The 22,432-nt window shown below is 70.9% G+C and carries 23 protein-coding genes; 15 read left to right on the top strand and 8 right to left on the bottom strand.

The window, feature by feature from the left end:
• Nucleotides 1-12 precede the first annotated feature (12 nt).
• The 4 genes from kdpC (at nucleotide 13) to QUC20_RS00650 (ending at nucleotide 4,518) form a co-directional block, all read left to right on the top strand.
• A complete protein-coding gene (kdpC, locus tag QUC20_RS00665) occupies nucleotides 13-621 on the top strand; it encodes a potassium-transporting ATPase subunit KdpC (RefSeq protein WP_289330610.1) in 609 nt (202 codons plus the stop codon).
• Nucleotides 622-785: 164 nt separating this feature from the next.
• Nucleotides 786-3,305 carry a sensor histidine kinase gene (locus tag QUC20_RS00660; protein ID WP_289330609.1) on the top strand — a complete coding sequence of 840 codons (2,520 nt, stop codon included), beginning with the start codon at nucleotides 786-788 and terminating at the stop codon, nucleotides 3,303-3,305.
• On the top strand, nucleotides 3,302-3,976 hold the full coding sequence (locus QUC20_RS00655) for a response regulator (protein WP_289330608.1): 675 nt from the start codon (nucleotides 3,302-3,304) through the stop codon (nucleotides 3,974-3,976). Before QUC20_RS00660 ends, QUC20_RS00655 begins: the two co-directional genes overlap by 4 nt.
• Before the next feature lie 23 nt (nucleotides 3,977-3,999).
• Nucleotides 4,000-4,518, top strand: coding sequence for a GNAT family N-acetyltransferase (locus tag QUC20_RS00650; protein ID WP_289330607.1), 519 nt, complete (start codon nucleotides 4,000-4,002; stop codon nucleotides 4,516-4,518).
• A 9-nt stretch (nucleotides 4,519-4,527) separates the two neighbouring features.
• On the opposite strand, the gene QUC20_RS00645 is transcribed toward QUC20_RS00650, so the two are convergent.
• Complete coding sequence (locus tag QUC20_RS00645) at nucleotides 4,528-5,352, bottom strand: helix-turn-helix transcriptional regulator (RefSeq protein ID WP_289330606.1); 825 nt, start codon at nucleotides 5,350-5,352, stop codon at nucleotides 4,528-4,530.
• A gap of 107 nt (nucleotides 5,353-5,459) precedes the next feature.
• Entirely contained in the window at nucleotides 5,460-6,662 is a 1,203-nt protein-coding gene (locus QUC20_RS00640; RefSeq protein ID WP_289330605.1) for a hypothetical protein, read from the bottom strand.
• A gap of 95 nt (nucleotides 6,663-6,757) precedes the next feature.
• Here QUC20_RS00640 and QUC20_RS00635 point away from each other — a divergent pair, with 95 nt between their 5' ends.
• The 3 genes from QUC20_RS00635 to QUC20_RS00625 are packed head-to-tail and all read left to right on the top strand — an operon-like array spanning nucleotide 6,758 to nucleotide 8,200.
• Entirely contained in the window at nucleotides 6,758-7,180 is a 423-nt protein-coding gene (locus QUC20_RS00635) for a VOC family protein (protein WP_289330604.1), read from the top strand.
• Nucleotides 7,181-7,204: 24 nt separating this feature from the next.
• Complete coding sequence (locus tag QUC20_RS00630; protein WP_120263828.1) at nucleotides 7,205-7,597, top strand: ester cyclase; 393 nt, start codon at nucleotides 7,205-7,207, stop codon at nucleotides 7,595-7,597.
• A gap of 15 nt (nucleotides 7,598-7,612) precedes the next feature.
• Nucleotides 7,613-8,200 carry a DUF1349 domain-containing protein gene (locus tag QUC20_RS00625; protein WP_289330603.1) on the top strand — a complete coding sequence of 196 codons (588 nt, stop codon included), beginning with the start codon at nucleotides 7,613-7,615 and terminating at the stop codon, nucleotides 8,198-8,200.
• Here the strand turns inward: QUC20_RS00625 and QUC20_RS00620 are convergent.
• Complete coding sequence (locus QUC20_RS00620; protein ID WP_289330602.1) at nucleotides 8,136-8,786, bottom strand: hypothetical protein; 651 nt, start codon at nucleotides 8,784-8,786, stop codon at nucleotides 8,136-8,138. The two genes, QUC20_RS00625 and QUC20_RS00620, sit on opposite strands and share 65 nt — an antisense overlap.
• Before the next feature lie 47 nt (nucleotides 8,787-8,833).
• Between QUC20_RS00620 and QUC20_RS00615 the strand changes: the two genes are divergently transcribed.
• The 5 genes from QUC20_RS00615 (at nucleotide 8,834) to QUC20_RS00595 (ending at nucleotide 14,890) form a co-directional block, all read left to right on the top strand.
• Entirely contained in the window at nucleotides 8,834-10,588 is a 1,755-nt protein-coding gene (locus QUC20_RS00615) for an alkaline phosphatase family protein (protein WP_259455288.1), read from the top strand.
• A 138-nt stretch (nucleotides 10,589-10,726) separates the two neighbouring features.
• Nucleotides 10,727-13,048, top strand: a complete 2,322-nt coding sequence (gene purL, locus QUC20_RS00610; RefSeq protein WP_289330601.1) for a phosphoribosylformylglycinamidine synthase subunit PurL — start codon at nucleotides 10,727-10,729, stop codon at nucleotides 13,046-13,048.
• Nucleotides 13,049-13,055: 7 nt separating this feature from the next.
• Nucleotides 13,056-13,214, top strand: coding sequence for a hypothetical protein (locus tag QUC20_RS00605; protein WP_183045387.1), 159 nt, complete (start codon nucleotides 13,056-13,058; stop codon nucleotides 13,212-13,214).
• A gap of 70 nt (nucleotides 13,215-13,284) precedes the next feature.
• Nucleotides 13,285-14,127 (top strand): efflux RND transporter periplasmic adaptor subunit, encoded by an 843-nt coding sequence (locus QUC20_RS00600; RefSeq protein WP_289330600.1) that lies wholly within the window; start codon nucleotides 13,285-13,287, stop codon nucleotides 14,125-14,127.
• A 28-nt stretch (nucleotides 14,128-14,155) separates the two neighbouring features.
• Entirely contained in the window at nucleotides 14,156-14,890 is a 735-nt protein-coding gene (locus tag QUC20_RS00595; RefSeq protein ID WP_289330599.1) for a hypothetical protein, read from the top strand.
• 50 nt (nucleotides 14,891-14,940) lie between these two features.
• Here the strand turns inward: QUC20_RS00595 and QUC20_RS00590 are convergent, their stop codons facing one another.
• The 3 genes from QUC20_RS00590 to QUC20_RS00580 all read right to left on the bottom strand — a co-directional run bounded on the left by QUC20_RS00590 (nucleotide 14,941) and on the right by QUC20_RS00580 (nucleotide 18,145).
• Nucleotides 14,941-15,852 carry a glycine betaine ABC transporter substrate-binding protein gene (locus tag QUC20_RS00590; RefSeq protein ID WP_120263833.1) on the bottom strand — a complete coding sequence of 304 codons (912 nt, stop codon included), beginning with the start codon at nucleotides 15,850-15,852 and terminating at the stop codon, nucleotides 14,941-14,943.
• A gap of 71 nt (nucleotides 15,853-15,923) precedes the next feature.
• Nucleotides 15,924-16,847 (bottom strand): ABC transporter permease, encoded by a 924-nt coding sequence (locus tag QUC20_RS00585; protein ID WP_120263834.1) that lies wholly within the window; start codon nucleotides 16,845-16,847, stop codon nucleotides 15,924-15,926.
• The gene (locus QUC20_RS00580) at nucleotides 16,847-18,145 is read right to left on the bottom strand and encodes a quaternary amine ABC transporter ATP-binding protein (protein ID WP_120263835.1); all 1,299 of its coding nucleotides are present in this window, start codon (nucleotides 18,143-18,145) and stop codon (nucleotides 16,847-16,849) included. Before QUC20_RS00580 ends, QUC20_RS00585 begins: the two co-directional genes overlap by 1 nt.
• Nucleotides 18,146-18,519: 374 nt before the next feature.
• Between QUC20_RS00580 and QUC20_RS00575 the strand changes: the two genes are divergently transcribed.
• On the top strand, nucleotides 18,520-19,176 hold the full coding sequence (locus QUC20_RS00575; RefSeq protein ID WP_220700906.1) for a GNAT family N-acetyltransferase: 657 nt from the start codon (nucleotides 18,520-18,522) through the stop codon (nucleotides 19,174-19,176).
• The gene (locus QUC20_RS00570; RefSeq protein WP_120263836.1) at nucleotides 19,160-19,684 is read left to right on the top strand and encodes a TetR/AcrR family transcriptional regulator; all 525 of its coding nucleotides are present in this window, start codon (nucleotides 19,160-19,162) and stop codon (nucleotides 19,682-19,684) included. The genes QUC20_RS00575 and QUC20_RS00570 overlap by 17 nt, the downstream gene beginning before the upstream one ends.
• A gap of 3 nt (nucleotides 19,685-19,687) precedes the next feature.
• On the opposite strand, the gene QUC20_RS00565 is transcribed toward QUC20_RS00570, so the two are convergent.
• Entirely contained in the window at nucleotides 19,688-19,984 is a 297-nt protein-coding gene (locus QUC20_RS00565) for a chorismate mutase (protein ID WP_120263837.1), read from the bottom strand.
• A gap of 88 nt (nucleotides 19,985-20,072) precedes the next feature.
• Here QUC20_RS00565 and QUC20_RS00560 point away from each other — a divergent pair, with 88 nt between their 5' ends.
• Nucleotides 20,073-21,221, top strand: a complete 1,149-nt coding sequence (locus tag QUC20_RS00560; protein WP_120264463.1) for an AI-2E family transporter — start codon at nucleotides 20,073-20,075, stop codon at nucleotides 21,219-21,221.
• Between the two features lie 34 nt (nucleotides 21,222-21,255).
• Here QUC20_RS00560 and QUC20_RS00555 read toward each other — a convergent pair whose 3' ends face one another.
• Nucleotides 21,256-22,431 carry a lactonase family protein gene (locus tag QUC20_RS00555; RefSeq protein ID WP_289330598.1) on the bottom strand — a complete coding sequence of 392 codons (1,176 nt, stop codon included), beginning with the start codon at nucleotides 22,429-22,431 and terminating at the stop codon, nucleotides 21,256-21,258.
• Nucleotide 22,432 lies beyond the last annotated feature (1 nt).

The following is a 22,432-nucleotide window of genomic DNA, read 5'->3' as shown; positions in this document are numbered from 1 at the left end:
TGGAGACCTGTCATGTCCACCGCTCGCGCCTCGCTGCGCACCTCCGCCGTCGCCGTCCGCGCGATGATCGTTCTCACCCTCGTGCTCGGAGTCGGGTACACCCTGCTCATCTCGCTGATCGGTCTCGCGCTGCCGGCGCAGGCGAACGGGTCGCTGCTGCGCGACGCCGAGGGCCAGGTCGTCGGCTCGTCGCTCATCGGCCAGTCGTTCGCGGATGCCGACGGCGAGGCGCTGCCGCAGTACTTCCAGCCACGCCCCTCGGCGGCCGGCGACGGCTACGACGCCGCGGCGTCGAGCGGATCGAACCTCGGCCCGAACAACGCCGACCTCGTCGCCGCGGTCGAGGAGCGGCGGGCGACGATCGCCGACCGCGAGGGCGTCGACGTCGCCGACGTCCCCGCGGATGCCGTCACCGCGTCAGCCTCGGGCCTCGACCCGCACATCTCGCCGGCATACGCCGAGCTGCAGGTCGCACGGGTCGCGGCCGAGCGCGGGCTCTCGGCGGCGGAGGTGCGCGACCTCGTCGCCGCGCACACGACGGCCCGCGACCTGGGGTTTCTGGGCGAGCCGCGAGTGAATGTCGTCGAACTGAACCTGGCGCTGGACGGTGTCGCACGGTGACGGCATCCGATCCCGAGGGCGGGCGGGCGCGGATGCAAGGGATGCGGGGCGCCGCGCCGAGGCGGGATGCCGTTCGACGGGGTGTCGCGCCCGATCCCTTGCATCGCGGCTCGAGGGTGCGAGGGCGCCGGGCGATCCGGACCCGGGAGAACTAGGGTGATGCCGTGAAGCGGGGACGACTGCGGGTGCTGCTGGGCGCGGCGCCGGGCGTCGGCAAGACCTACGAGATGCTCGAGGAAGGTCGCCGGCTGCAGGATGCCGGAGTCGACGTCGTCGTCGCGATCGTCGAGACCCACGGCCGGGCCGCGACAGCGGCGATGGCCGCGGGCCTGCCGATCGTTCCGCGGCGGCGCCTCGAGCACCGCGGCGTCACCCTCGACGAGATGGACCTCGAGGCCGTCCTCGCCCGAGCTCCGCGCGTCGCGCTCGTCGACGAGCTCGCCCACACCAACGTCGGCGGGTCGCGCAACGAGAAGCGCTGGCAGGATGTCGAGGAGCTGCGGGATGCCGGCATCGACGTCATCACGACCGTCAACGTCCAGCACATCGAGTCGCTGGGCGACGTCGTCGAGCAGATCACCGGCGTCGCGCAGCGCGAGACGGTGCCGGATGCCGTCGTGCGCTCGGCCGACCCGATCGAGCTCGTCGACCTCGCGCCGCCGTCACTGCGCGACCGACTGGCCGCCGGCCTCGTCTACCCCGCCGAGCGGATCGACGCCGCCCTGTCGAACTACTTCCGGCTGGGGAACCTCACCGCCCTGCGCGAGCTCGCGCTGCTGTGGCTGGCCGACGAGGTCGACAGCGCCCTGCAGGACTACCGCGCCGAGCACGGCATCCGGGGCACCTGGCAGGCGCGCGAGCGCGTCGTCGTGGCGCTCACCGGCGGCCCCGAGGGTGAGACGCTCATCCGGCGCGGCGCGCGTATCGTCGACCGCTCGGCCGGCGGCGAGCTGCTGGCCGTCCACGTGTCGGGCCAAGACGGGCTGCGCACCGCCGACCCGGCCGCCCTCGCCGCTCAGCGGGCCCTCGTCGAATCGCTCGGCGGCAGCTACCACCAGGTGGTCGGTGACGACATCCCCGCCGCCCTCGTCGAGTTCGCCCGGTCGGTCAACGCGTCGCAGCTCGTCGTCGGCGTGAGCCGTCGCGGCCGGCTCGCGGCGGCCCTCAGCGGCCCGGGCATCGGTGCCACCGTGATCCGCGAATCGGGCGACATCGACGTGCACGTCGTGACCCACGCCGCCGCCGGCGGTCGCTTCACGCTGCCCCGCGTGGCCGGTGGCGCGCTGAGTGTGCGCCGCCGGATGCTCGGATTCGTGGTGGCGCTGACCGGCGGCCCGCTGCTGACCTGGCTGCTCGTCGCACTGCGGAGTCCCGAGTCGATCACGAGCGACGTGCTGGCGTATCAGCTGCTGGTCGTGGTGGTCGCGCTCGTGGGGGGCCTGTGGCCCGCGGTCTTCGCGGCGGTGATGTCGGGGGTGACGCTCGACTTCTTCTTCGTCGCACCCCTCTACACGGTGACGGTCGCCGACCCTCTGCACACCTGGGCGCTCGCGCTCTACGTCGTGATCGCCCTGCTCGTGAGCGTGATCGTCGACCGGGCTGCCCGGGGCACCCGCGCCGCACGACGCGCCGCCGCCGAGGCCGAGCTGCTCGCCGCGGTCGCGGGCAGCGTCCTGCGCGGCGACGGCTCGATCCCCGCGCTCGTCGCCCGGGCGCGCGAGGCGTTCGGGATGTCGGGAGCCCGCCTGATCGCCGCGGACGGAACCGTGATCGCCGCCGACGGCGAGCCCGTGCGTGACGACCGCCACCTGCGCGTCAACGTCGGACGCGAGGCCGTGCTCGAGCTGCACGGCAGCGAGTCGGAGCAGCTCGACGGCTCGGAACGCCGGCTGCTGGATGTCGTCGTCGCGCAGCTCGCCGCCGCCCTCGAGCAGGCCGACCTGCAGCGGGCCGCGAGCTCGGCCTCGGTGCTGGCGGAGACCGACCGGGTGCGCAGCGCCCTCCTCTCGGCGGCGAGCCACGACCTGAGGCGTCCCCTCGCCGCCGCCGTCGCGGCCCTCGGCGGGCTCCGGGCGGCGGGCCCGGCGCTCGACGAATCCGACCGCTACGAGCTCCTCGCCACCGCCGACGAGAGCCTGGGCACCCTGACCTCGCTCGTCACCGATCTGCTCGACGTCAGCCGCATCGAGGCCGGTGCCCTCGCGGTCGCGCTGCAGCCGGTCGACACCGCCGACGCCGTGCTCGCCGCCGTCGACGAACTCGGCCTGGGCCCGGCTGCCGTCGAGCTGGCCCTCGACGAGGCGATCGATCCCGTACTCGCCGATCCGGTGCTGTTGCAGCGGGTGATCGTGAACGTGCTGGCGAACGCGCACCGTCACTCACCGGCAGACACGCCGGTGCGCATCAGCACGAGCTCGCTGGGCGGGCGGGCGCAGATCCGCGTGATCGACCACGGTCCCGGCATCCCGCTCGAACGTCACGGCGATGTGTTCGCTCCCTTCCAGCGACTCGGCGACACCGACAACACGACCGGGCTCGGGCTGGGGCTCGCGCTGTCGCGGGGTTTCACCGAGGGGATGCAGGGTCAGCTGATGCCCGAGCAGACTCCCGGGGGCGGCCTGACAATGGTGATCGAGCTGCCGCTGGCGTCGTCGGCCGCGCAAGAGGGCAGGATCGAGGCGTGAAGGTCCTCCTCGCCGACGACGACCCGCAGCTCGTGCGGGCGCTGCGCATCACGCTCGCCGCGCACGGGTACGACGTCGTCTCGGCCGGCGACGGAGCCGGCGCGATCGCCGCCGCGGCATCCGAGCACCCCGACGTGGTCGTGCTCGATCTCGGGATGCCGCGCCTCGACGGCGTCGCCGTGATCGAGGCCGTGCGGGGGTGGAGCGCCGTGCCCATCATCGTCGTGTCGGGGCGCACGGGGTCGGCCGACAAGGTCGCGGCGCTCGACGCGGGGGCCGACGACTACGTCACCAAGCCCTTCCAGATCGACGAGCTGCTCGCGAGACTGCGCGCGCTGACCCGGCGGGCCGGCGGTGCCGCATCCGTCGCCGTCGTGCGGTTCGCGGATGTCGAGATCGACCGCGCAGCGAAGACCGTCACCCGCGGCGGCGAGCGCGTGCACCTCACTCCGACCGAGTGGCGGATGCTCGACTTCCTCGCGCGCAGCCCAGGAGCGCTCGTGACCCGGCAGGATCTGCTGAAGGAGCTGTGGGGCACCGAGCAGGTCAACGACACCGGCTACCTGCGGCTCTACGTCTCGCAGCTGCGCAAGAAGCTCGAGGCCGACCCGGCCCGCCCCGAGCACCTCATCACGGAGTCGGGCATGGGCTACCGGCTCATCGTCGACTGAATGCTGCTGGGTACGATCGGGCCGTGCCCCTCGACATCCGCCCGCCCAGACCTGACGAGCTGAGCCTCCTCGAGCGGATCGAGAACGATGCCGACGCGCTGCTGCGCGACCTGCTCGACCCGCCGACCTGGTGGCCCGCCCCGACCGGTGCGGAGCGCGCCGCGGAACCGGGCTTCCTGCTCGTCGCGGACGTGTCTGGCCCCGAAGGCGTCGACCACGGCGTGATCGCCGGATTCGTCCATGTGCTCGAGCTCGATGGTCATGCCCACCTCGAACAATTGTCGATGTCGCCCGCGCACGGCCGCCGCGGGTACGGCCGCAAGCTCGTCGAGGCGGCGATGGGGTACGCCCGCGACTGCGGGCACGACCGGATGTCGCTGCGCACGTTCGCCGACGTGCCCTGGAATGCCCCGTTCTACGCGCGCCTCGGCTTCGCCGTCACCGAGCCTCGTTCGGGCTTCGAGCTGATGCTCGTCGAGACCGAGAAGCGCATGGGACTCGACGCCCTCGGCCCTCGCGTGCAGATGACTGCGGAGCTGTAAGCGGCCGCGTCAGTCGGAGCCTGAGCGGTCAGCGCCGACGGCAGGTTCGAGAAAGCGGTTGGACCACGCGAAGGCGATGAGCTCGCTCCGCGACGCCAGTCCGAGCTTCTTCAGGATGCTGCCGACATGCGACTTCACCGTCGCCTCGCTGATGAAGGCGTTGGCAGCTACCTCCGCATTGGACCGGCCCCGGGCGACGAGATCGAACACCTCGCGCTCACGGTGCGAGAGCGGGAGGGACGCCGTCGCAGCTTCGTCGGCCGGGCGCTTCGCAGTGGGGCGGCGGTCCGCAGGCGTCAGGCGCGGCCGCCCCAGACGCCACCCGAGCCACGCGCCCATAACGCTGAGCGTCGTACAGAGCGCGATGGCGTCGAGACCTCCGGCGAGGTCCTTGCCACTGACGGTGCCCCACCGGCCGGAGATCGAGAGCGCGGGAACGGTCAACAACGCACCGACAGCGACCGCGCATACGAGGACCCACGCCAGCACGAGGCGACGGCGCTCGGGAGGGGTGCTCCGCGAGAGGAATGCGGGCAGCGGCAGCAGCAGCGCATAGCCGACCCAGCTCACCTGACTGAAGCGGGCCGGCCAGAACAACAGCTGCACGATGAGCAGGGTAACCAGCAGCACCGCGGACCAGGTCGGACGAACGCCGGCCAGCGCCATGGCGGCAGCGAAGCCGACCATGACCGCGAGGCCGTAAACGGATGTCGCGAAGGTGTCGTCGCGCACGAGTACGACGTCGAGGCGATCCAGCCCCGCCACCGCGAGCCAGAGCGCGAGCGCGAGGAGCCCGGTGATCGGCGCGAGGAACCGCGAAACGAGGGGTGTCATGGGGCGAGGCTATGCCACCGGCGCGGCTCGCTCGCAGCGGATTCGCCCGCTCCGGCACGAGATCATCCGAAGGTCGGACGCTCCTCCCGAAGTCGCACCCGCCTCCGTCAGAAGTCTCGCGTCTCGTCGAACCAGCTCAGCGCGTCCTCCGCGGTGACGCCCAGCGCGATGGGACGCGCCTGGGTCTGCAGCTGCAGCACCGCGTCGCCGACGTCCTCGCGTTCGGTCGTCTCGATGCCGGGCACACTGTTGAAGCGTTCGACGAAGGCGACGATCGCGGCGCGAGCCTCGCCGAGGTCCTGCGACGCGGCGAGCGACGCGAGCGCGGCGTCGTAGGCGGCATTGGCGATCTTCGCTCGTCGGGCGTCCCAGCCCGCGAACGGGCGGCCGTACTCCTGCTGCCACCACTCGGGCTTTCGCAGCTTCACGACCGATGCGTAGTCGTCCCACGGTCGCGTCTTCGCGCGCGCACGCATCTGCGAGCGGAGGACCTTTCCGCCCGCCTCGTCGACGTTGAATGCGATGAACCGCTCGAGCGACGGCCACGTGTCGAGCGACGGCATCCCGTCGAGGTTCGGCACGAAGCGGATCTCGAGACCGCGGAGCGCGTCGAGCTCGCCCAGCGCTTCCCAGTCGGTGAAGCTCCCGTGCAGCGACAGGCTCTCGATCCGGGTGAACTGCCGGAGCGCCGTCAGCGAGATCGGACGACCGAGCGGAGCGCCCGACAGCGTCACCGACTCGACGTCTCGTAACGGACCCAGGTCGGGGACGACGACCGGCTCCCCCGTCGCGCGGCCGAGCGCCGGCAGCAGCGAGAGCGATCGCGGAAGCGCCCCGTCCGTCCGCAGCCGGGCGAGGTCGCCCGCGACGCTGAGGTGGTAGACCGCCGGCATCGTCAGACGCAACGATCCGCGCAGCTCGCCCAGACGGAGGAACAGGCTGTGGATGTCGGAACCCGCGGCATCCACGTCGCGGTCGTCGGCGAACTCGGGCGTCCACGAGAAGTTCTCGATCGGGCGCCGCCGTGCCCAGGCGAAGAAGCCGGCGTCGTTACCGCGATAGACGATGTGTCTGGGCCACGGAGAACCTGCAGGTGTCGCGAAGGGATCGAACGCCGACCAGTCGATCGCGTCGTCCGGCCCGATCTGCAGGTCGACCGGCTTCCCGTCGGCGGGCCCGAGCGAGAGGTCTCCTCGTCCGGGTTGGATCGTGAGGACATGACTGTCGGGACCGGTGAGGTCGAGCCGATACGACCCCCAATCGCTGACGGAACCAGCCGGCTGATCGGTCACATCTCTCGGGCCGGTCATGGGACACCTTTCACACCGGGGACGGTCGGACACTCCCGCCGCAGCATAGCCACCGCCGGAGAAGGATGCCGAGCTGCTGCACGAGACTGGGAGCCATGGCAGGTTTCCATCATGTCGAGCTCTGGGTCAGCGACATCGAGTCCGCCCGCCGGGAATGGGGCTGGTTGCTTCGGCGGGTCGGCTTCGACCTCGAGAGCACGTGGCCGCAGGGCGAGTCGTGGGCCGCGGGCGGGGCGTACCTGACGCTCACCACCTCCCCGAACACGGCCGGCACCGAGCACGACCGTCGGCGCCCGGGCCTGAACCACCTGGCCTTCCGCGGCGGCTCCCCCGCCGAGGTCGACGCGATCATGGCCGACGCCCCGTCCGCAGGTTGGATGCCGCTGTACCAGGAGCGTTACCCGCACGCCGGCGGCCCCCAGCACTACGCCGGCTGGCTCGAGAACGCGGCGGGCTTCAAGGTCGAGGTCGTCGCGGCGGACGAATCACCCCTGCCTGATCGTCGCGCGGGCAGCTGACACCGCACCGCCGATAATGGGCGGATGGAACCGTGGGAGATGCACGCCTGGTACGCCGAGTACCTCGAGGCCTGCAACCGCCACGACCTCGACGCCATCCGCTCCTTCATCGACCCAGAGGTCCGGCGAGCGCACCTGCCGGCCGGCGCCGACGCGTGGATGGCCGACGTCGTCGAGGTGCTCGACGCCTTCCCTGACTGGCAGGTGCGCCGCATCCAGCTCGTCGTCGAGGACGACCGCATCGCCGCGCACGTGCGCGCGAGCGGCACGCACACCGGCCCGTTCCGCGGCATCCGACCCACCCGCCGCCACGTCAATGTGGCGGAGTTCGGGTTCCTGCGGGTGGCGGGAGGGCGCATCGTCGAGCTCGCCGGCACGACCGATCACGCCGCGCTGCTGGCCCAGCTGCGCGACTGACCCGAGAGGAACCCCATGACCGACATCGCCTGGTCCGCCGGATCGTGGACCAACGAGCCCGCCGCCGCGACGCTCGACGGCCACGACCTGCTCGTCACGGCGCACGAGGGAAGCGATGCCTGGCGCGTGACGTCGTACGGGTTCGTGCACGACGACGAGCACGCCCTGCTCGCGCCGATGGCACAGGGCACCGCGGTCGAGGTCGCGTTCGTGCTCGACTTCTCGGCGCAGTTCGATCAGGCGGGCGTCTTCCTGCGCGTCGACGACGAGACGTGGATCAAAGCCGGCGTCGAGCACAGCGACGGCACCGACAGCTTGGGCGCGGTCGTGACCCGCGGGATGTCTGACTGGTCGCTCTCCCCCGTCGCCGACTGGGCGGGCCGAGTCGTCACGGTGCGCGCGAGCCGGTCGGGCGACGCCGTCACGATCAGAGCCCGCGTCGACGACGAGGACTGGCGCCTCGTCCGGGTGGCGCCGCTCGACCCGGCGGCGGAGGTCGCTGCCGGACCGTTCTGCTGCGCGCCGACGCGCGCCGGGCTCACGGTTCGATTCGTGTCGTGGCGGAGCGTGGCTGCCGACCCGTCGCTGCATCCCGACCACTGAGCCGCCGGCGCACCCACCAGTCGATGCCGGCCGCGCCCCACGCCGCGGCGAGCCCGCCGACGATCACGATGCCCTGCATCGCCAACGCGTAGCCGCCGCTCGTGACGTTCGCCTCGACCAACCGCGGACCGACGATCGGCGGCACCAGCGCGACGACCATGACGACCCATGACAACGGATGCCGCCCCCGCGCGACCACCCAGCCGCCCACGCCGGCGAGCAGCGCGATGAACCCCTGGTTGAGCACGACCGCCCACAGCGGGTCGAGGTGCGCGAGGTGACCGGCTCCGCGCAGCAGCCCGAACGTCGCCCACAGGAAGAGGGCGACGCAGGCGAGCGTCACCCCGCCGACGCGACGCATCGGCGAGGTGGGCAGCAGCGCGAACGCGGCGACGAGGGTCGCGACGACGAGAACGAACTGGAACGTGTCGACGTACGGCATGTCGTTCGTGATGGTGCCGGCGTACATCTCGGCCTGCACGATCGCCGAGAAGTCCGACGCGACGGCGAGGTACGTCGCGAACGTCGCCGCGACGATCGCCGCCCCGTAGCGGGCACCCCGATCGAAACGCAGGCCGTCATCCATGGGTGTGAGAGTAGCCTGATCGCCGAGCGCCGAGCGAGGGGAGCAGCGTGACCGACGCCGATCGCAACGAGACCGACGCCTCTTGGGCGAGCCGCCGACCGTCGCGTCGCGACTTCCTCCGCCGTGCGGGCCTCGGGGCTGCGGGCCTTGCGGTCGGGGGCTCGGCCGGTGCCGCGGTGACGGCGGCGATGACCGCCCATCCGCCCGAGTTCGCGCCCCTCGCCGCGCGGAACGTCGCCGGCTTCGACCACGTCGTGGTGCTCATGTTCGAGAACCGCAGCTTCGACAACCTCCTCGGCCACCTCTACACGGCCGACGAGAAGAGTGCGGCCGACTTCGACGGCATCCTGCAGGGCGACTACGCCAACACCGCTCCCGACGGCACGGTCGTGCCCGCGCACGTCTACACGGGCGCGACCGACCACATCATGCAGCAGCCGCAGCCCGACCCGGGCGAGACCTACCCGCACGTCAACACGCAGCTGTTCGGGACGATCGATCCGCCCGCCAACGCCGACATCGCCCGCAATGGGCTGCAGCCGCCGTACAACGCGCCCGCCGCGGGGAGCGCGCCGCGCAACGACGGGTTCGTGCACGACTACATCGTCAACTACCGCCTCGCGAAGAAGCGCGAGCCCACCGTCGACGAGTACACGACGGCCATGGGCGGCTTCTCGCCCGAGATGCTGCCGGTGATCTCGACGCTCGCCCGCGAGTTCGCCGTCTACGACCGCTGGTTCGCCGGGGTGCCGTCGCAGACCTTCTGCAACCGCAGCTTCTTCCATGCCTCCACCTCGCACGGCTACGTCGTCAACCACACCGGCGACAACTACGACAAGTGGATCGACGCGCCCGCGGCGCCGACGATCTTCAACCGCCTCGAAGACGCCGGCCTGTCGTGGCGTGTCTACTACGACGCGACGCAGCTCGTGTCGCTGACCGGCATGCTCCACGCGCCCGTGCTCGAGCGGTACTGGAAGACCAATTTCCGCGTCATGGAGCAGTTCTACGAGGATGCCGCGAACGGCGAGCTGCCCGACTACGCCTTCATCGAGCCGCGCATGGTGTTCAACCACAACGACATGCACCCGCCGTGGGGCGCGACCCGCGAGGGCGAGCTCGAGCTGCCCGACGGCAGCCGCATCCGCATCACCAACAGCGCCGACAGCGACGTGCGCGCCGGCGACAAGCTCGCGCAGGACGTGTACGACGCGATCCGCACGAGCGCGTCGGCATCCGGTTCGAACGCGATGAACACCGCGCTCGTCATCACCTTCGACGAGCACGGCGGCACCTTCGACCACGTCGCCCCACCGGCCGCGCCACCGCCCGACGCGAGCGGCCCCGGCGAGATGGGGTTCGCCTTCGACCGCCTCGGTCTGCGGGTGCCGGCCATCGTGGTGAGCGCGTACACCGCGGCCGGAACCGTGATCCACGACGAGATGCACCACGGCTCGGTGATCAACACGCTGTGTCGTCTGCACGGGCTGCGGCCGCTCAACGTCCGCGACGAGACCGCGAACCCGATCTTCAACGCGGTCAACCTCACGACGCCGCGTCAGCCCTACACCTGGCCGCAGCCGCAGTCGCTCTATGCCCCGCCGAACCCCGAGAAGGGGGCGGCGAAGGCCCCCGACGAGAAGCACCACAAGCGGCCGCTCACCCCGCCGGCGCGAGGACTGCTCGGGCTGCTGACGTCGCGCTTCGACCCCGGCAGCACCCTGCCCGCGACGTACGGCGAGGCATACGACGCGCTCGTCGAGCACGGCACGGGCCTCTTCGGCGCGTACAACACCCCCTGACACACCGGCCCGAGCCGTCGAGTCGCCGCAAAGCGCGGATGCCGGACCTCCCGCATCCGCGTTTTCTGGCGACTCGACGGTTCTGCGCGCCAACTAGACTGATCGCGTCCGGCATCCCGAGTCCTGGAGTCCAGCCGCGTGAGCACCCCTGTCGCAGATACCGTCGAGAACGCCACCGCTACTCCGGAGCGTGAGCAGCCCTACGGAGCCCTGGGCCTCAAGCCCGACGAGTACGCCAAGATCCGCGAGATCCTCGGCCGCCGCCCCACCTCGGGTGAGCTGGCGATGTACTCGGTCATGTGGAGCGAGCACTGCTCCTACAAGTCGAGCAAGAACTACCTGCGCCGCTTCGGCCAGAAGGTCTCCGACGAGATGAAGACCCGCCTCATGGTGGGCATGGGCCAGAACGCGGGCGTCGTCGACGTCGGCGAGGGCTGGGCGGTGACCTTCAAGGTCGAGTCGCACAACCACCCGAGCTACATCGAGCCGTTCCAGGGCGCCGCGACCGGCGTCGGCGGCATCGTCCGCGACATCATCTCGATGGGCGCGCGGCCCGTCGCCGTCATGGACCAGCTGCGCTTCGGCGCCATCGACCACCCCGACACCGCGCGCGTGGTGCACGGCGTCGTCAGCGGCATCTCGTTCTACGGCAACTGCCTGGGCCTGCCGAACATCGGCGGCGAGACGGTCTTCGACTCGGTCTACCAGGGCAACCCGCTCGTGAACGCCCTCGCGGTGGGCGTCATGCGCCACGAGGACATCAAGCTCGCCAACGCCACCGGCGCGGGCAACAAGGTCGTGCTGTTCGGCGCCCGCACGGGCGGCGACGGCATCGGCGGCGCATCGATCCTCGCCTCCGACACCTTCGCCGACGGCGGGCCGACCAAGCGCCCCGCGGTGCAGGTCGGCGACCCGTTCGCCGAGAAGGTGCTCATCGAGTGCTGCCTCGAGCTGTACGCGGGCGAGCTCGTCGAGGCCATCCAAGACCTCGGCGCCGCCGGCATCTCGTGCGCCACGAGCGAGCTCGCCGCCAACGGCGGATCGGGCATGCGGGTCGACCTCGAGAACGTGCTGCTGCGCGACCCCTCGCTCACGCCCGAGGAGATCCTCATGAGCGAGAGCCAGGAGCGGATGATGGCGATCGTCGCTCCCGAGAAGCTCGACGCCTTCCTCGCCGTGGTCGGCAAGTGGGATGTCGAGACGAGCGTGCTCGGCGAGGTGACCGGCGACGGCCGCCTGCAGATCTTCTGGCACGGCGAGCAGATCGTCGACGTCGACCCCTCGACCGTCGCGGTCGACGGCCCGGTCTACGACCGGCCGGTCGCCTACCCGACCTGGATCGACGGGCTGCAGGCCGACTCGGCGGCATCCCTCCCCCGCGCCACCGACGGCGACACGCTGCGCGACGAGTTCCTGCAGCTCGTCGCGAGCCCGAACCTCGCCGACACCTCGTGGATCACGAACCAGTACGACTACTACGTGCTCGGCAACACCGCGCTCAGCTTCCCCGACGACGCCGGAATGATCCGCGTCGACGAGGAGTCGGGCCTGGGCTTCGCGATCGCGACCGACTGCAACGGGCGCTACTGCCAGCTCGACCCGTACGCGGGCGCTCAGCTGGCCCTCGCCGAGGCGTACCGCAACGTCGCTGTCACGGGCGCCACCCCGACCGCGGTGACCGACTGCCTCAACTTCGGCAGCCCCGAGAACCCAGAGGTCATGTGGCAGTTCGGCCAAGCCGTCGACGGACTCTCCGACGCCTGCCTCGAGCTCGGCGTGCCGGTCACCGGCGGCAACGTGTCGTTCTATAACCAGACCGGCGACCAGCCGATCTTCCCGACTCCCGTCGTGGGTGTGCTCGGCATCGTCGACGACGTCGCCCGCCGCATCCCGTCGGGCTGGCAGGATGCCGGCGAGAACATCTACCTGCTCGGCACGACCGCCGAGGAGCTCGACGGCTCGGCCTGGGCCGACACGATCCACGGCCACCTCGGCGGGCGTCCCCCGAGAGTCGACCTCGCCGCCGAGAAGCGTCTGGCCGGCCTCATCCAGGCCGCGTCGCAGCAGGGCCTCGTCTCGTCCGCGCACGATCTGTCGACGGGCGGCCTCGGCCAGGCCCTCGCCGAGGCCACGACCCGGTTCGGCGTGGGAGCGCGCGTCTGGCTCAGCGAGATCGTCGAGCGCGATGGCGTCGACGTGGCGACGGCGCTGTTCAGCGAGTCGACCGGTCGCGTCATCGTCTCGGTCCCGCGCGAGGAGGACGTGAAGTTCCGCGGCCTCTGCGAGGGCCGCAACTACCCCGTCATCCGTATCGGCGTGACGGATGCCGCCGAGGGTGTCGAGTCCGTGCTCGACATCCAGGGTCTGTTCTCGGTGCCCGTGGCTGAGATCCGTGCCACGTCGCGCGCGACCCTGCCGGCCGCCTTCGGCGAGATCGTCGACGAGGTGCCGACGTCGTGAGCGTGTCATGAGCGGGCGTGACCTGACGCCGCAGGGCGAAGACGACGAGTACGCCGGGTTCGCCCGGGGGCGCTCGCGTCGCATGCGCGTGACCGCGTGGGTCGCGATCATCTCGCTGATCGTCGTGGGCGGCGGCTCGACCGTCTTCGCACTGCTCTTCGGCTGATACAGCTCAGGGGCGCGCAGAGCGGGTATGCGCGAAGACGCGGGTGCGGCGAGGTGCGTAGGCTGAAGGAGTGGATCCGATCCTCGCGCTCGCGGCCGAGTGGTGGTGGATCGCGCCGGCGGGAGCCAGCGCGGGCGCCCTCGGCTGGGCTGGCCTGCGCCGCAGACGCCCTTCGCAGCGCCGTCTCGAGCTCGATGCCGCGCAGCTCGACCTCCGCCGCGCACAGCAGGGCGTCACGCACGCCCGCGCGCAGCTCAAGGTTGCCCGCGCCGAGCTGATGCGCGCACAGGCCGAGAAGGCGACCCCTCGCGCGACGGCGGGCGCGGTTCCGGAAGCACGACGTCGGCTGCAGGTCGCGGAGCGTCAGGCGCGCGCCGCCGTCGCGGAGCTGAAGGCGCGCCGCGCGGGCGTGCAGGCGGCGCGCGCGATGATGCCGGCATCGCGCAAGGAGATCGACCGGATGCCGCTGGCCCGGCTGATGGCCGAGCACGACGCGCTCCTGGCTCGCTGGATGGACTACGAGACCGATGCTGCGAAGGCGATCGGGTTCCCGATGATGCTCGATGCGCGCTGGCCTCCGATGGATCTCTTCCTCCGCGAGCACCAGCAGGCATCGTGGCTGCGTCCGGCCTCACGCGATGCGCGCATGGCGCCGGCCGATTACAGCGCGTACCGCGAGGCGGTCCGTCGGGCGACCCACGCCTTCGATGCCGCTGAGCGCGCCGCCCGGCAGGGCACGCCGCGCGAGCTTCCCGAGCCCGACGACCGTTCACCCGACTGGGCGGAGGTCGCGCAAGACCTCCTCGACAATGCGCAGCGCGCGATCACGCGCTCGACCGAGATGTGGAACCGGATGCGGCGCGACCGGCCCTCTCGTCCCGACCGGTCCGACCGGTCCGACCGGCCCGACTGACGCCACCGCGCAGGGCTAGCATGGCGGGGTGGATGGATTCTGGCCCGGGCTGTGGGAGTTCGCCGGCAGCTACTGGTGGCTGATCTTCATCATCGGACCCGCCGCCGGCGGCGCGGCGAAGGCTCTCGAGCAGTCTGCGCGTCGACGGCATAAGCGCCGTCTCGAGATCATCCGAGCGAAGGCCGAAGCGAAGAGCATCATGCGATCGGGCGCGGTCCGCGCCGGCGACGGGATGCCGGTCGCCGCGGACGACGAACAACTGAGCACCGGCGCTCGCCTGCAACAGCTTTTCGACGCCCATGACGACCTGACGCACCGCTGGCTCGAGTACGAACTCGACGTCGCGAAGCTCATCGCCTTCCCGGCCATGAGCGACGGGCGACAGCCGCTCACCGCCGCCTTCCTGCGTGCGAAGAAGGTCGCCGACGGCCTACGACCGCCGACGACGTCAGTCCGCATCGGTGCCGCCGACCTGACGGCCTACCGCGATGCGCTCACCGACGCCGAGGTCGCGTTCGACGTCGCGGAACGCGATGCCCGCCGTCAGCGCGATCGAGCTTTCAGCGAGCCGGAGCGCCGTCGACTCGACACGGCCAAGCGTCTGCTCAACGTCGCGGTGGACGAAGCTGCCACGCCCGCCGAGCGCCGGACGGCGTACGAGCGCGTTCGAGCCGAGCTCGACGGGCTCATCGCGGTGTCGGATGCCGCGATGGAGCGCCTAGCCGAGAAGGCCGCGCTGCAGCTCCCCCCGACGGCGTCCTGACGCACGAAACCCCCGGGATGGCTCCCGGGGGTTTCGTCTCCGTCAGGGGGTCAGCTGGTCTGCAGGCCGTCGACCTGGCTGCCGTACTCCTCGAGCCAAGCGGTGATCGCCTCGGCTTCCTTGCCCTCGCCGTACTGGTTGACGACCATGTCCTCGAGCGCGGCGTACTGCTCGTCGTCCAGCTTGATCTTGCCGATCAGCTCGGCCGCCTCGGGGTGTTCGTCGGCGAAGCCGGACGTCGCGAGGAAGTGCAGTGCCTCGGTGTCGCCCATCGCGCCGCGCGGGTCTTCGAGGTCCTTGAGGCCGTAGCGCTCGTTGGCCCAGAACGGACGCCACGACGTCACGACGATGTCGCGCTGCGCGGCGATCGCCGTGTCGAGCTCGGTGAGCATCGCGGCGGTCGACGAGGTGACGAGCTCGTACGTGCCGTCGAGGCCGTACTCGGGGATCATCGACTCCTGCGTCTGCTTCGTGAGGCCTGCGCCCGGCTCGATGCCGTAGATCTGGCCGCCGAAGCGGTCGGCGTTGGCGGCGAGGTCTTCGATCGAGGTGATGTCGACGTACTCGGGCACCGCGATCGTGAGCTTGGCGTTGTCGTAGTAGGCGCCGAGGTCGTCGATCTGGTCGCCGTAGCGCTCCATGTACGAGGCGTGGGTCAGTTCGGGCCATGCCGACGGGTAGATGTCGACGTCACCCTGCGCGAGACCGGCGTAGAGCGGCCCCGCCTCGGTGAGCTCCTGCATCTCGACGGTGTAGCCGAGCTGCTCGAGCTGGTTCTCGAGCAGGTATGCGGTGCTGAGGCCGTCGGTCCACGAGGGCAGGTAGCCCAGCGTGATGGTGCCCTTGCTGTCGCCGTTCTCGCCAGAGCCGCCTTCGGCCTGGTTACCGCTCGCGCATCCGGCGAGGGCGAGGGATGCCGCGGCGCCGAGCGCCACGATCCCGGTGAGGTGTCGCTTGTTCATCGTGTGCCTTCCGTATGGATTCATTCGTTCCGTATGGGTGGTGCAGGGGGATACGTTCGGGATGCCGCGGCTCAGGCGGCCGGGGCGAGCTCGCGCTTCTCCGCGGCGGTCGCGGCGGCTGCCGCCGTGCGACGACGACCGATCGCGCCGAGGACCGACCCCTTCTGGCCCTTCATGTCGCCGAGAGCGGACGTGAGGCGATCGAGGTAGATCGCGAGGATGACGACGCTGAGCCCCGCTTCGACACCGGTGCCGATGTTGACGGTCGACATCGCCTGGACGATCTCCTTGCCGAGGCCGGGGGCGCCGGCGATTCCGGCGATGACGGCCATCGAGAGCGCGAGCATGATCACCTGGTTGACGCCGGTCATGATCGTCGGCATCGCGAGGGGCAGCTGGACGCCGCGCAGGATCTGGCCCGGCGTCGCGCCGAACGCGTGCCCGGCCTCGACGGTCTCGGAGTCGACGCTGCGGATGCCGAGCTCGGTCAGACGCACGCCCGGGGGCAGCGCGAAGATCACGGTGGCGACCAGACCCGGCACGAAGCCGATGCTGAAGAACACGATCGCGGGGATCAGGTACACGAACCCCGGCATCGCCTGCATCAGGTCGAGCACGGGCTTGATGACCGCGCTGAAGCGGTCGCTGCGGGCGGCGAGGATGCCGAGGGGCACGGCGATGACGACGGCGATGATCGTCGCGATGAGCACGAGCGCGAGCGTCTGCATCGCCGTGACCCACTGCCCCACGCCGAGGATGATCGCGAACGAGATAGCCGTGCCGATCGCGAACTTCCACGACCGCAGGAACCAGCCGAGCAGCGCGGCGACGACGATGACGACGACGATCGGGGCGCTCAGCAGCAGGTCGGCGAGCGAGCCGACGAGCCAGCCGACGGCGGTGGAGATCGCGCCGAGCAGCCACGAGACGTTGTCGCGGATCCAGTCGACCGCGACCTCGGCCCACTGGCCGAGCGGAATACGGAAACCATCCATCAGCGCACCTCCCCGTTCTGGAGGGCGGCACCGTCGACGGCGGTCGCCTCCGCGAGCACTTCGTCGATCGCGGCCTGCGGCATCGGCTGCAGGGGGATCGTGATCTCCTCCGTCGCGCCGGGGCCGGGGCCGAGGGCGGCGAGGAGGGTGATGCGCGGGATGACGCCGACGAGGCGTCCGTCTGCATCGGTGACGGCGAGCGGCAGCGGCGACTCGACGGCCGGGACGAAGAGGTTCATGAGCACCTCGTCCTGGCTGACGGTCTGCGGGGCCGGCTTGATGACCGATGAGAGCGCCGACTCGCCGCGACGGACCAGCTTGACCGCGTCGCGATCGGTGACGACACCGAGGAGTTTGCGGTCGCGGCCGACGACGTAGGCCGCCGACATGAAGGCATCCCGCATCTGCTTGAGGGCAACGCGGGGTCCTGCCGATTCGGCGACGACGGGCCGCGGGCGCTCCATGACGTTCGCGGCCGTGAGGACGCGGGCACGGTCGACGTCCTGGACGAACTGCTCGACGTAGTCGTTCGCCGGGTCGGTCAGGATGTCTTCGGGCGTGCCGATCTGCACGATGCGGCCGTCGCGCATGACGGCGATGCGGTCGCCGAGGAACATCGCCTCGTTGAGGTCGTGCGTGATGAAGATGATGGTCTTCTGCAGCTTCTGCTGCAGTTCGAGCAGCTGCTCCTGCATCTCGCGTCGGATGAGCGGGTCGAGCGCGCTGAAGGCCTCGTCCATGAGCAGGATGTCGCTGTCGGCGGCGAGCGCGCGGGCGATGCCGACACGCTGCTGCATTCCGCCGGAGAGGGCCGAGGGCAGCTTGTCGCCCCAGCCTTCGAGGCCGACGAGCGCGAGGATCTCCTCGGCCTTGGCCAGGCGCTCGGCCTTGCCGACACCCCGCAGCTCGAGCGGGTAGGCCACGTTCGCGGCGACGGTGCGGTGCGGCAGCAGGGCGAAGTGCTGGAAGACCATCGCGATGCGCTCGCGACGGATGCTGCGCAACCGGGCGGGCGCGACATCGGTGATCGAGTCGCCCTTCACGGTGATCGTTCCGGCGGTGGCGTCGTGCAGGCCGTTGAGCATGCGGATGAGCGTCGACTTGCCCGAGCCGGAGAGGCCCATGATGACGAAGATCTCACCCGGCTGCACGGTGAACGAGGCGTCGATGACGGCGGCGGTTCCGGCGTCGGCGATCTCGTTGCGCTGGGCTCCGGCCCGCAGCTTCTCGACGACGGACTTCGGGTTGCGCCCGAAGACCTTGTACAGATTCTTGGCTTCCAGCGCGGGGGAGGTCATTTCCCCCGAAGAAGACGGACTGGTCACAGGTCACCTCGGCAGCCGGTGCAGGCTGCATCGGTTACGCCCGGGTGGCGGCCTCTCGGCGCGTCTTGCGACGGCGTCTCGGCTGCGGATGTCGGACCCACGAGCACAGGCCGCCGACCATACGCTCGCCGGTCTGGCACCCACAGGGACTGCCACCAACGACCGCGGACTGGTCGGGTAGGGGCCCGCTGTGGGCCGCATCCAACGTTTCACGTTCCCGGGGAGGTCGCAAATCGAACCGACGATTTGACCTCTGATCGGCACTTCCGGTAAACGCGCGCGCCCGCGCAGGCAAACCGGTGGTCTTTCTCAGGTAACTGTATGTGTAGTACACGTACAGTTTGTCCATGACTCGCACGCCTATCCCCCCGACGACCCGCACCGTCACACCCGTCGCTCGCGGAGAGATCGACGCGGCGGCTGATCTGCTGACCCGCGCGTTCGCCGAAGACGCCCCGACGCGGGCCCTCCTGCAGGAACGCGGCGACGACGAACGCGCGCGCCACCGCCTGTTCCGCGCCGTCCTCCTCGGTGGTCCGTTGCAGAACGGCACGGTCGACGGTGTGCGCGATCCCGACACCGGCAGGCTCCTCGGCGTCGCGGTGTGGTCCGCCCCCGGCGAGACCGGGATGCGCACGGCCGCCCTGCCGGAGTACGTGCGGGCGATCGGCCTCGGCGGTCTGGCCCGGGCTCTTCGCGTCTCGGACGCGATCGACGCGCACCGGCCGGCCGTGCCGCACTGGTACCTCAAGGCGGTCGGCGTCGCGCCGGACGCTACCGGCGGCGGCATCGGCAGAACACTGCTCGCGTCACGACTCGAGGTCGTCGACGCCGACGGCTCGCCCGCGTACCTGGAATCGTCGAACGCCCGCACGACCGCGCTCTATCGTCGGCACGGCTTCGTGCCCCTGACGAGGGTCCCCTGGCCCGACGGGGCCGGACCCCTGGCCATGTGGCGCGGCGGCCACGCGGAGTCGAGCGGAGCAGATGGTGCGTCCCAGTAATCGCGAGCTCATCGTCGACGCGGCCGTCGAGCTGTTCGCAGACTCGGGCGCGGATTCGGTCACCTTCGACGACCTCGCGGCACGGACCGGGCTGACCAAGAGCGGCATCGTCTACCACTTCGCCACGCGGCAGCTGATCCTCGAGGCCGTCGCGGGGCGACTGATCGACGGCTGGGCGGAGTCAGCGGCATCCCATCTCGCCGGAGCGCCCGACGATCCTCCGCACCGGCTCGCTGCTTTCGTCGCAGGCATGCTCGAAGGAGATGCGACACCCGCCGAACTGCGGCTGGCGGTCGAGACCCTCGGCGGGCGACGGATGCACGACGGATGGCAGGGCATCCGGGCGCACTGGCTGCAGCCGGAAGGCGCGACGCCCGCACAGCTGACCGCCGTGGCGGCGGCGCTCGGACTGTGGGTGAGCCGCGCGACGGGGTTCCTCGATCTCGACGCCGGTCAGCGCGCCGGCATCGAACGATCGATCCGGCAGCTCGCGGCAGCGGGTGACTGAGGCTCAGTCCGCGATGTCCTCCGCCGCGATGCGGTGGTGGCGGATGACCTCGGCGACGACGAATCCGAACCACTTCTCCGCGAACTCGGGGTCGAGGTCGGCCTCCTCGGCGAGGCGCCGCAGGCGGGCGACCTGCCGTTCTTCGCGACCGGGATCGGATGCCGGCATGCCGTGAGTCGCCTTGAGCTCGCCGACCTGCTTCGTGCAGCGGAACCGCTCCGCCAGCATGAACACGAGCGCGGCGTCGATGTTGTCGATGCTCGCGCGCAGGCGATGGAGTTCGGTCGTGGCGTCGGTCATGGTGGCTCCTCCCCCGCCGACCCTATCTGCTCGACGGGCGAGCGCGATCCCACCGCGGCGCTGTAAGCCGCGCCCCTAGAGTGTGACCATGACGAAGCCTCGCCCGAGCACCCCGGCCCCCGCGGCCCCCACCGCCCCGGTGTCCGCAGCGGCCACGCGTGATCAGCCCCTCTGGGGAGCGCTGTCCCGCCCGTTCGCGGCCGGCTTCTTCCTCGCTCTGGGCGCCCTCGCGGCGATCGTTCTGGGGCTGGCGATCTCGAGCCTGTCGACGGTCCTCATCTACGTCGCGATCGCGTTGTTCGTCGCGCTGGCGCTCGACCCGGTGGTGCGGTTCCTCGTGCGCCGCGGCATCCCGCGCGCCTGGGGCATCGTCATCACGTTCGCCGCGCTCGCGCTCATCATCGCCGGCATCCTGTGGGTCGTCCTGCCACCGGTGGTGCGCCAGGTCGAACAGTTCGCCAAGGATGTGCCGTCGATCGTCAACGACATGCTGCGCAGCGATACGGTGCGCTGGCTCGAGAACACGTTCGGCGACAGCCTGAGCGACGTGCTGAACGAGGTGCAGAGCTTCGTCACCAACCCGTCGAACATCGCCGCGATCGGCGGCGGGCTGCTGCAGGTCGGCGTGAACGTCGTGACCGCCATCTCGGGGTCGATCATCGTGCTCGTGCTCAGCCTGTACTTCCTGGCGTCGCTCCCCCGCATGAAGAACGCGCTGGTGCGCATCTCGCCCGCACGCTCCCGCTCGACCGTCGCCGACATGACCCGGCAGATCACCGAGTCGATCGGCGGCTACCTGTCGGGCATGGTCGTTCTCGCCCTCATGAACGCAACCTTCGGCTTCATCCTGCTGACCATCCTCGGGGTGCCGTTCGCGGCCCTGATGGCTGTGCTCGCGTTCGCGATCACGCTGATCCCGCTCGTGGGAACGGTGATCTTCTGGGTCGGGGCATCCGTCATCACACTGCTGACGAATCCCACCGCGCCGTTGCCGGCGATCATCTTCGCGGCCGCGTACCTGCTGTACATGCAGGTCGAGGCATACGTCCTCACGCCCCGCGTGATGAACCGCACCGTCTCGGTGCCCGGATCGCTCGTGGTCATCGGGGCTCTCGTCGGCGGCACCCTGTTGGGTCTGCTGGGCGCGCTCGTCGCGATTCCCGTCACCGCGTCGATCCTGCTGATCATCAACCAGATCGTCATTCCGCGTCAGGACGCGAAGAAACTGCCGCACTGACTCTGATAGCGGCCCCCGTTCGCGGGACCGGGAATCACGCCACCGGCAGGATGCAGGTCGGGCTGGGGGCTGCGACGCGGTGACGCACGCGCCCCGGCACCCCGGTTCGCGGGTCGCGCGTCATCGACACCACCTCGCCCGAGAGCTGCCCGGCGACGAGCAGGGTGTCTCGGACGACGACGTGGTGGCGCGGCCAATCGACGCCGGCATCGACGAGGGCGAGTTGCTCGAGCCGGTCACCGGTGCCGCGAACGCGCAGCACCCCGAGGGTGTTGCTGCCGCGGATGCCCGCGTAGACGGTCTCACCGTCGGGCGTCATGGCGATCTCAGCAGCTGTGTCGTCGTCGAGGGAACCGATGAGGCCTGTCGCCGACAGCATCCGCCATTCCCCGGCGCGATCGGCGCCGAGCACGAACACCTCGCGAGATAGTTCCGTGAGGACGTACAGGTGACCGCTCGGATGCCAGAGGGTGTGACGCGGTCCGCTGCCGAGCGGCAGCGTGACCTGCCCGACGAGCCGGAGCCCGCGCGGACTGTCACGCCAGAACCGCACGAGGTCGAGCCCCATGTCGGTCGTCACGATCAGACCGCCCGGCAGGTGACGCGCCTGGTGCGACCGAGACGGGCGTGCGGCCTCGGATTCCTGATCCGGACCGGGATGCGGCGCGGCGGGCGCGTCCGAGCCGGGCACCAGATGGGCGAACTCGGGACCGGCGGCCTCGCGCAGAGCCCGCGCGGCAGCGGCGAGATCGAGGTCGTCCGCGGCCGGCTCCGCCGAAGCAACGGGTCCGTAGGGGTCGACCGCGGCGGGCGCGATCACCGGAGCCGACGGGACGCCGGCGTCGTCGATGCTCATGCGGACGACGCGGCCGTCGCTCCAGCAGCTGGCGACGAGCGAGGCTCCGTCGGGGGCGACGGCGACGTGACACACGGCCTCACCGGCGGCGACCGGGCGCCCGAGCGGCATCCACGCGTCGGGACCCGTGCGCCGGTAGGCCTGCACCTCACCGCGGAACTCGAGCGCGGCGTAGACGACGTCCAGACGCGGATGGCGGGCGAGCCACGACGGCGACGACGCCGCCACGACCTCGGTGCGCAACGAGAGCTGGCCGTCGGCGGTCGGGCCGTCGGGGTCGCCGGCGTGCACCAGGCCGATGCCCGTGGCGTCGCCGCCCATGTCGGCGGTGTAGCCGCCGAGCAGCAGCCGCACG

The sequence above is a fragment of the Microbacterium arborescens genome (genome assembly GCF_030369635.1).
Taxonomy (GTDB): Bacteria; Actinomycetota; Actinomycetes; order Actinomycetales; family Microbacteriaceae; genus Microbacterium.
This window is presented reverse-complemented; position numbering and strand designations above follow the sequence as displayed.

What these genes read in the sequence shown, in the direction of transcription:
- QUC20_RS00625 (WP_289330603.1), top strand. Translation starts at nt 7,613, where the DNA reads ATGACCGACATCGCCTGGTCCGCCGGATCGTGGACCAACGAGCCCGCC.
- QUC20_RS00565 (WP_120263837.1), bottom strand. Translation starts at nt 19,984, where the DNA reads ATGACCGACGCCACGACCGAACTCCATCGCCTGCGCGCGAGCATCGAC.
- QUC20_RS00560 (WP_120264463.1), top strand. Translation starts at nt 20,073, where the DNA reads ATGACGAAGCCTCGCCCGAGCACCCCGGCCCCCGCGGCCCCCACCGCC.
- QUC20_RS00620 (WP_289330602.1), bottom strand. Translation starts at nt 8,786, where the DNA reads ATGGATGACGGCCTGCGTTTCGATCGGGGTGCCCGCTACGGGGCGGCG.
- QUC20_RS00640 (WP_289330605.1), bottom strand. Translation starts at nt 6,662, where the DNA reads ATGACCGGCCCGAGAGATGTGACCGATCAGCCGGCTGGTTCCGTCAGC.
- QUC20_RS00645 (WP_289330606.1), bottom strand. Translation starts at nt 5,352, where the DNA reads ATGACACCCCTCGTTTCGCGGTTCCTCGCGCCGATCACCGGGCTCCTC.
- QUC20_RS00580 (WP_120263835.1), bottom strand. Translation starts at nt 18,145, where the DNA reads ATGACCTCCCCCGCGCTGGAAGCCAAGAATCTGTACAAGGTCTTCGGG.
- QUC20_RS00590 (WP_120263833.1), bottom strand. Translation starts at nt 15,852, where the DNA reads ATGAACAAGCGACACCTCACCGGGATCGTGGCGCTCGGCGCCGCGGCA.
- QUC20_RS00630 (WP_120263828.1), top strand. Translation starts at nt 7,205, where the DNA reads ATGGAACCGTGGGAGATGCACGCCTGGTACGCCGAGTACCTCGAGGCC.
- QUC20_RS00575 (WP_220700906.1), top strand. Translation starts at nt 18,520, where the DNA reads ATGACTCGCACGCCTATCCCCCCGACGACCCGCACCGTCACACCCGTC.
- QUC20_RS00605 (WP_183045387.1), top strand. Translation starts at nt 13,056, where the DNA reads ATGAGCGGGCGTGACCTGACGCCGCAGGGCGAAGACGACGAGTACGCC.
- QUC20_RS00635 (WP_289330604.1), top strand. Translation starts at nt 6,758, where the DNA reads ATGGCAGGTTTCCATCATGTCGAGCTCTGGGTCAGCGACATCGAGTCC.
- kdpC (WP_289330610.1), top strand. Translation starts at nt 13, where the DNA reads ATGTCCACCGCTCGCGCCTCGCTGCGCACCTCCGCCGTCGCCGTCCGC.
- QUC20_RS00585 (WP_120263834.1), bottom strand. Translation starts at nt 16,847, where the DNA reads ATGGATGGTTTCCGTATTCCGCTCGGCCAGTGGGCCGAGGTCGCGGTC.
- QUC20_RS00570 (WP_120263836.1), top strand. Translation starts at nt 19,160, where the DNA reads ATGGTGCGTCCCAGTAATCGCGAGCTCATCGTCGACGCGGCCGTCGAG.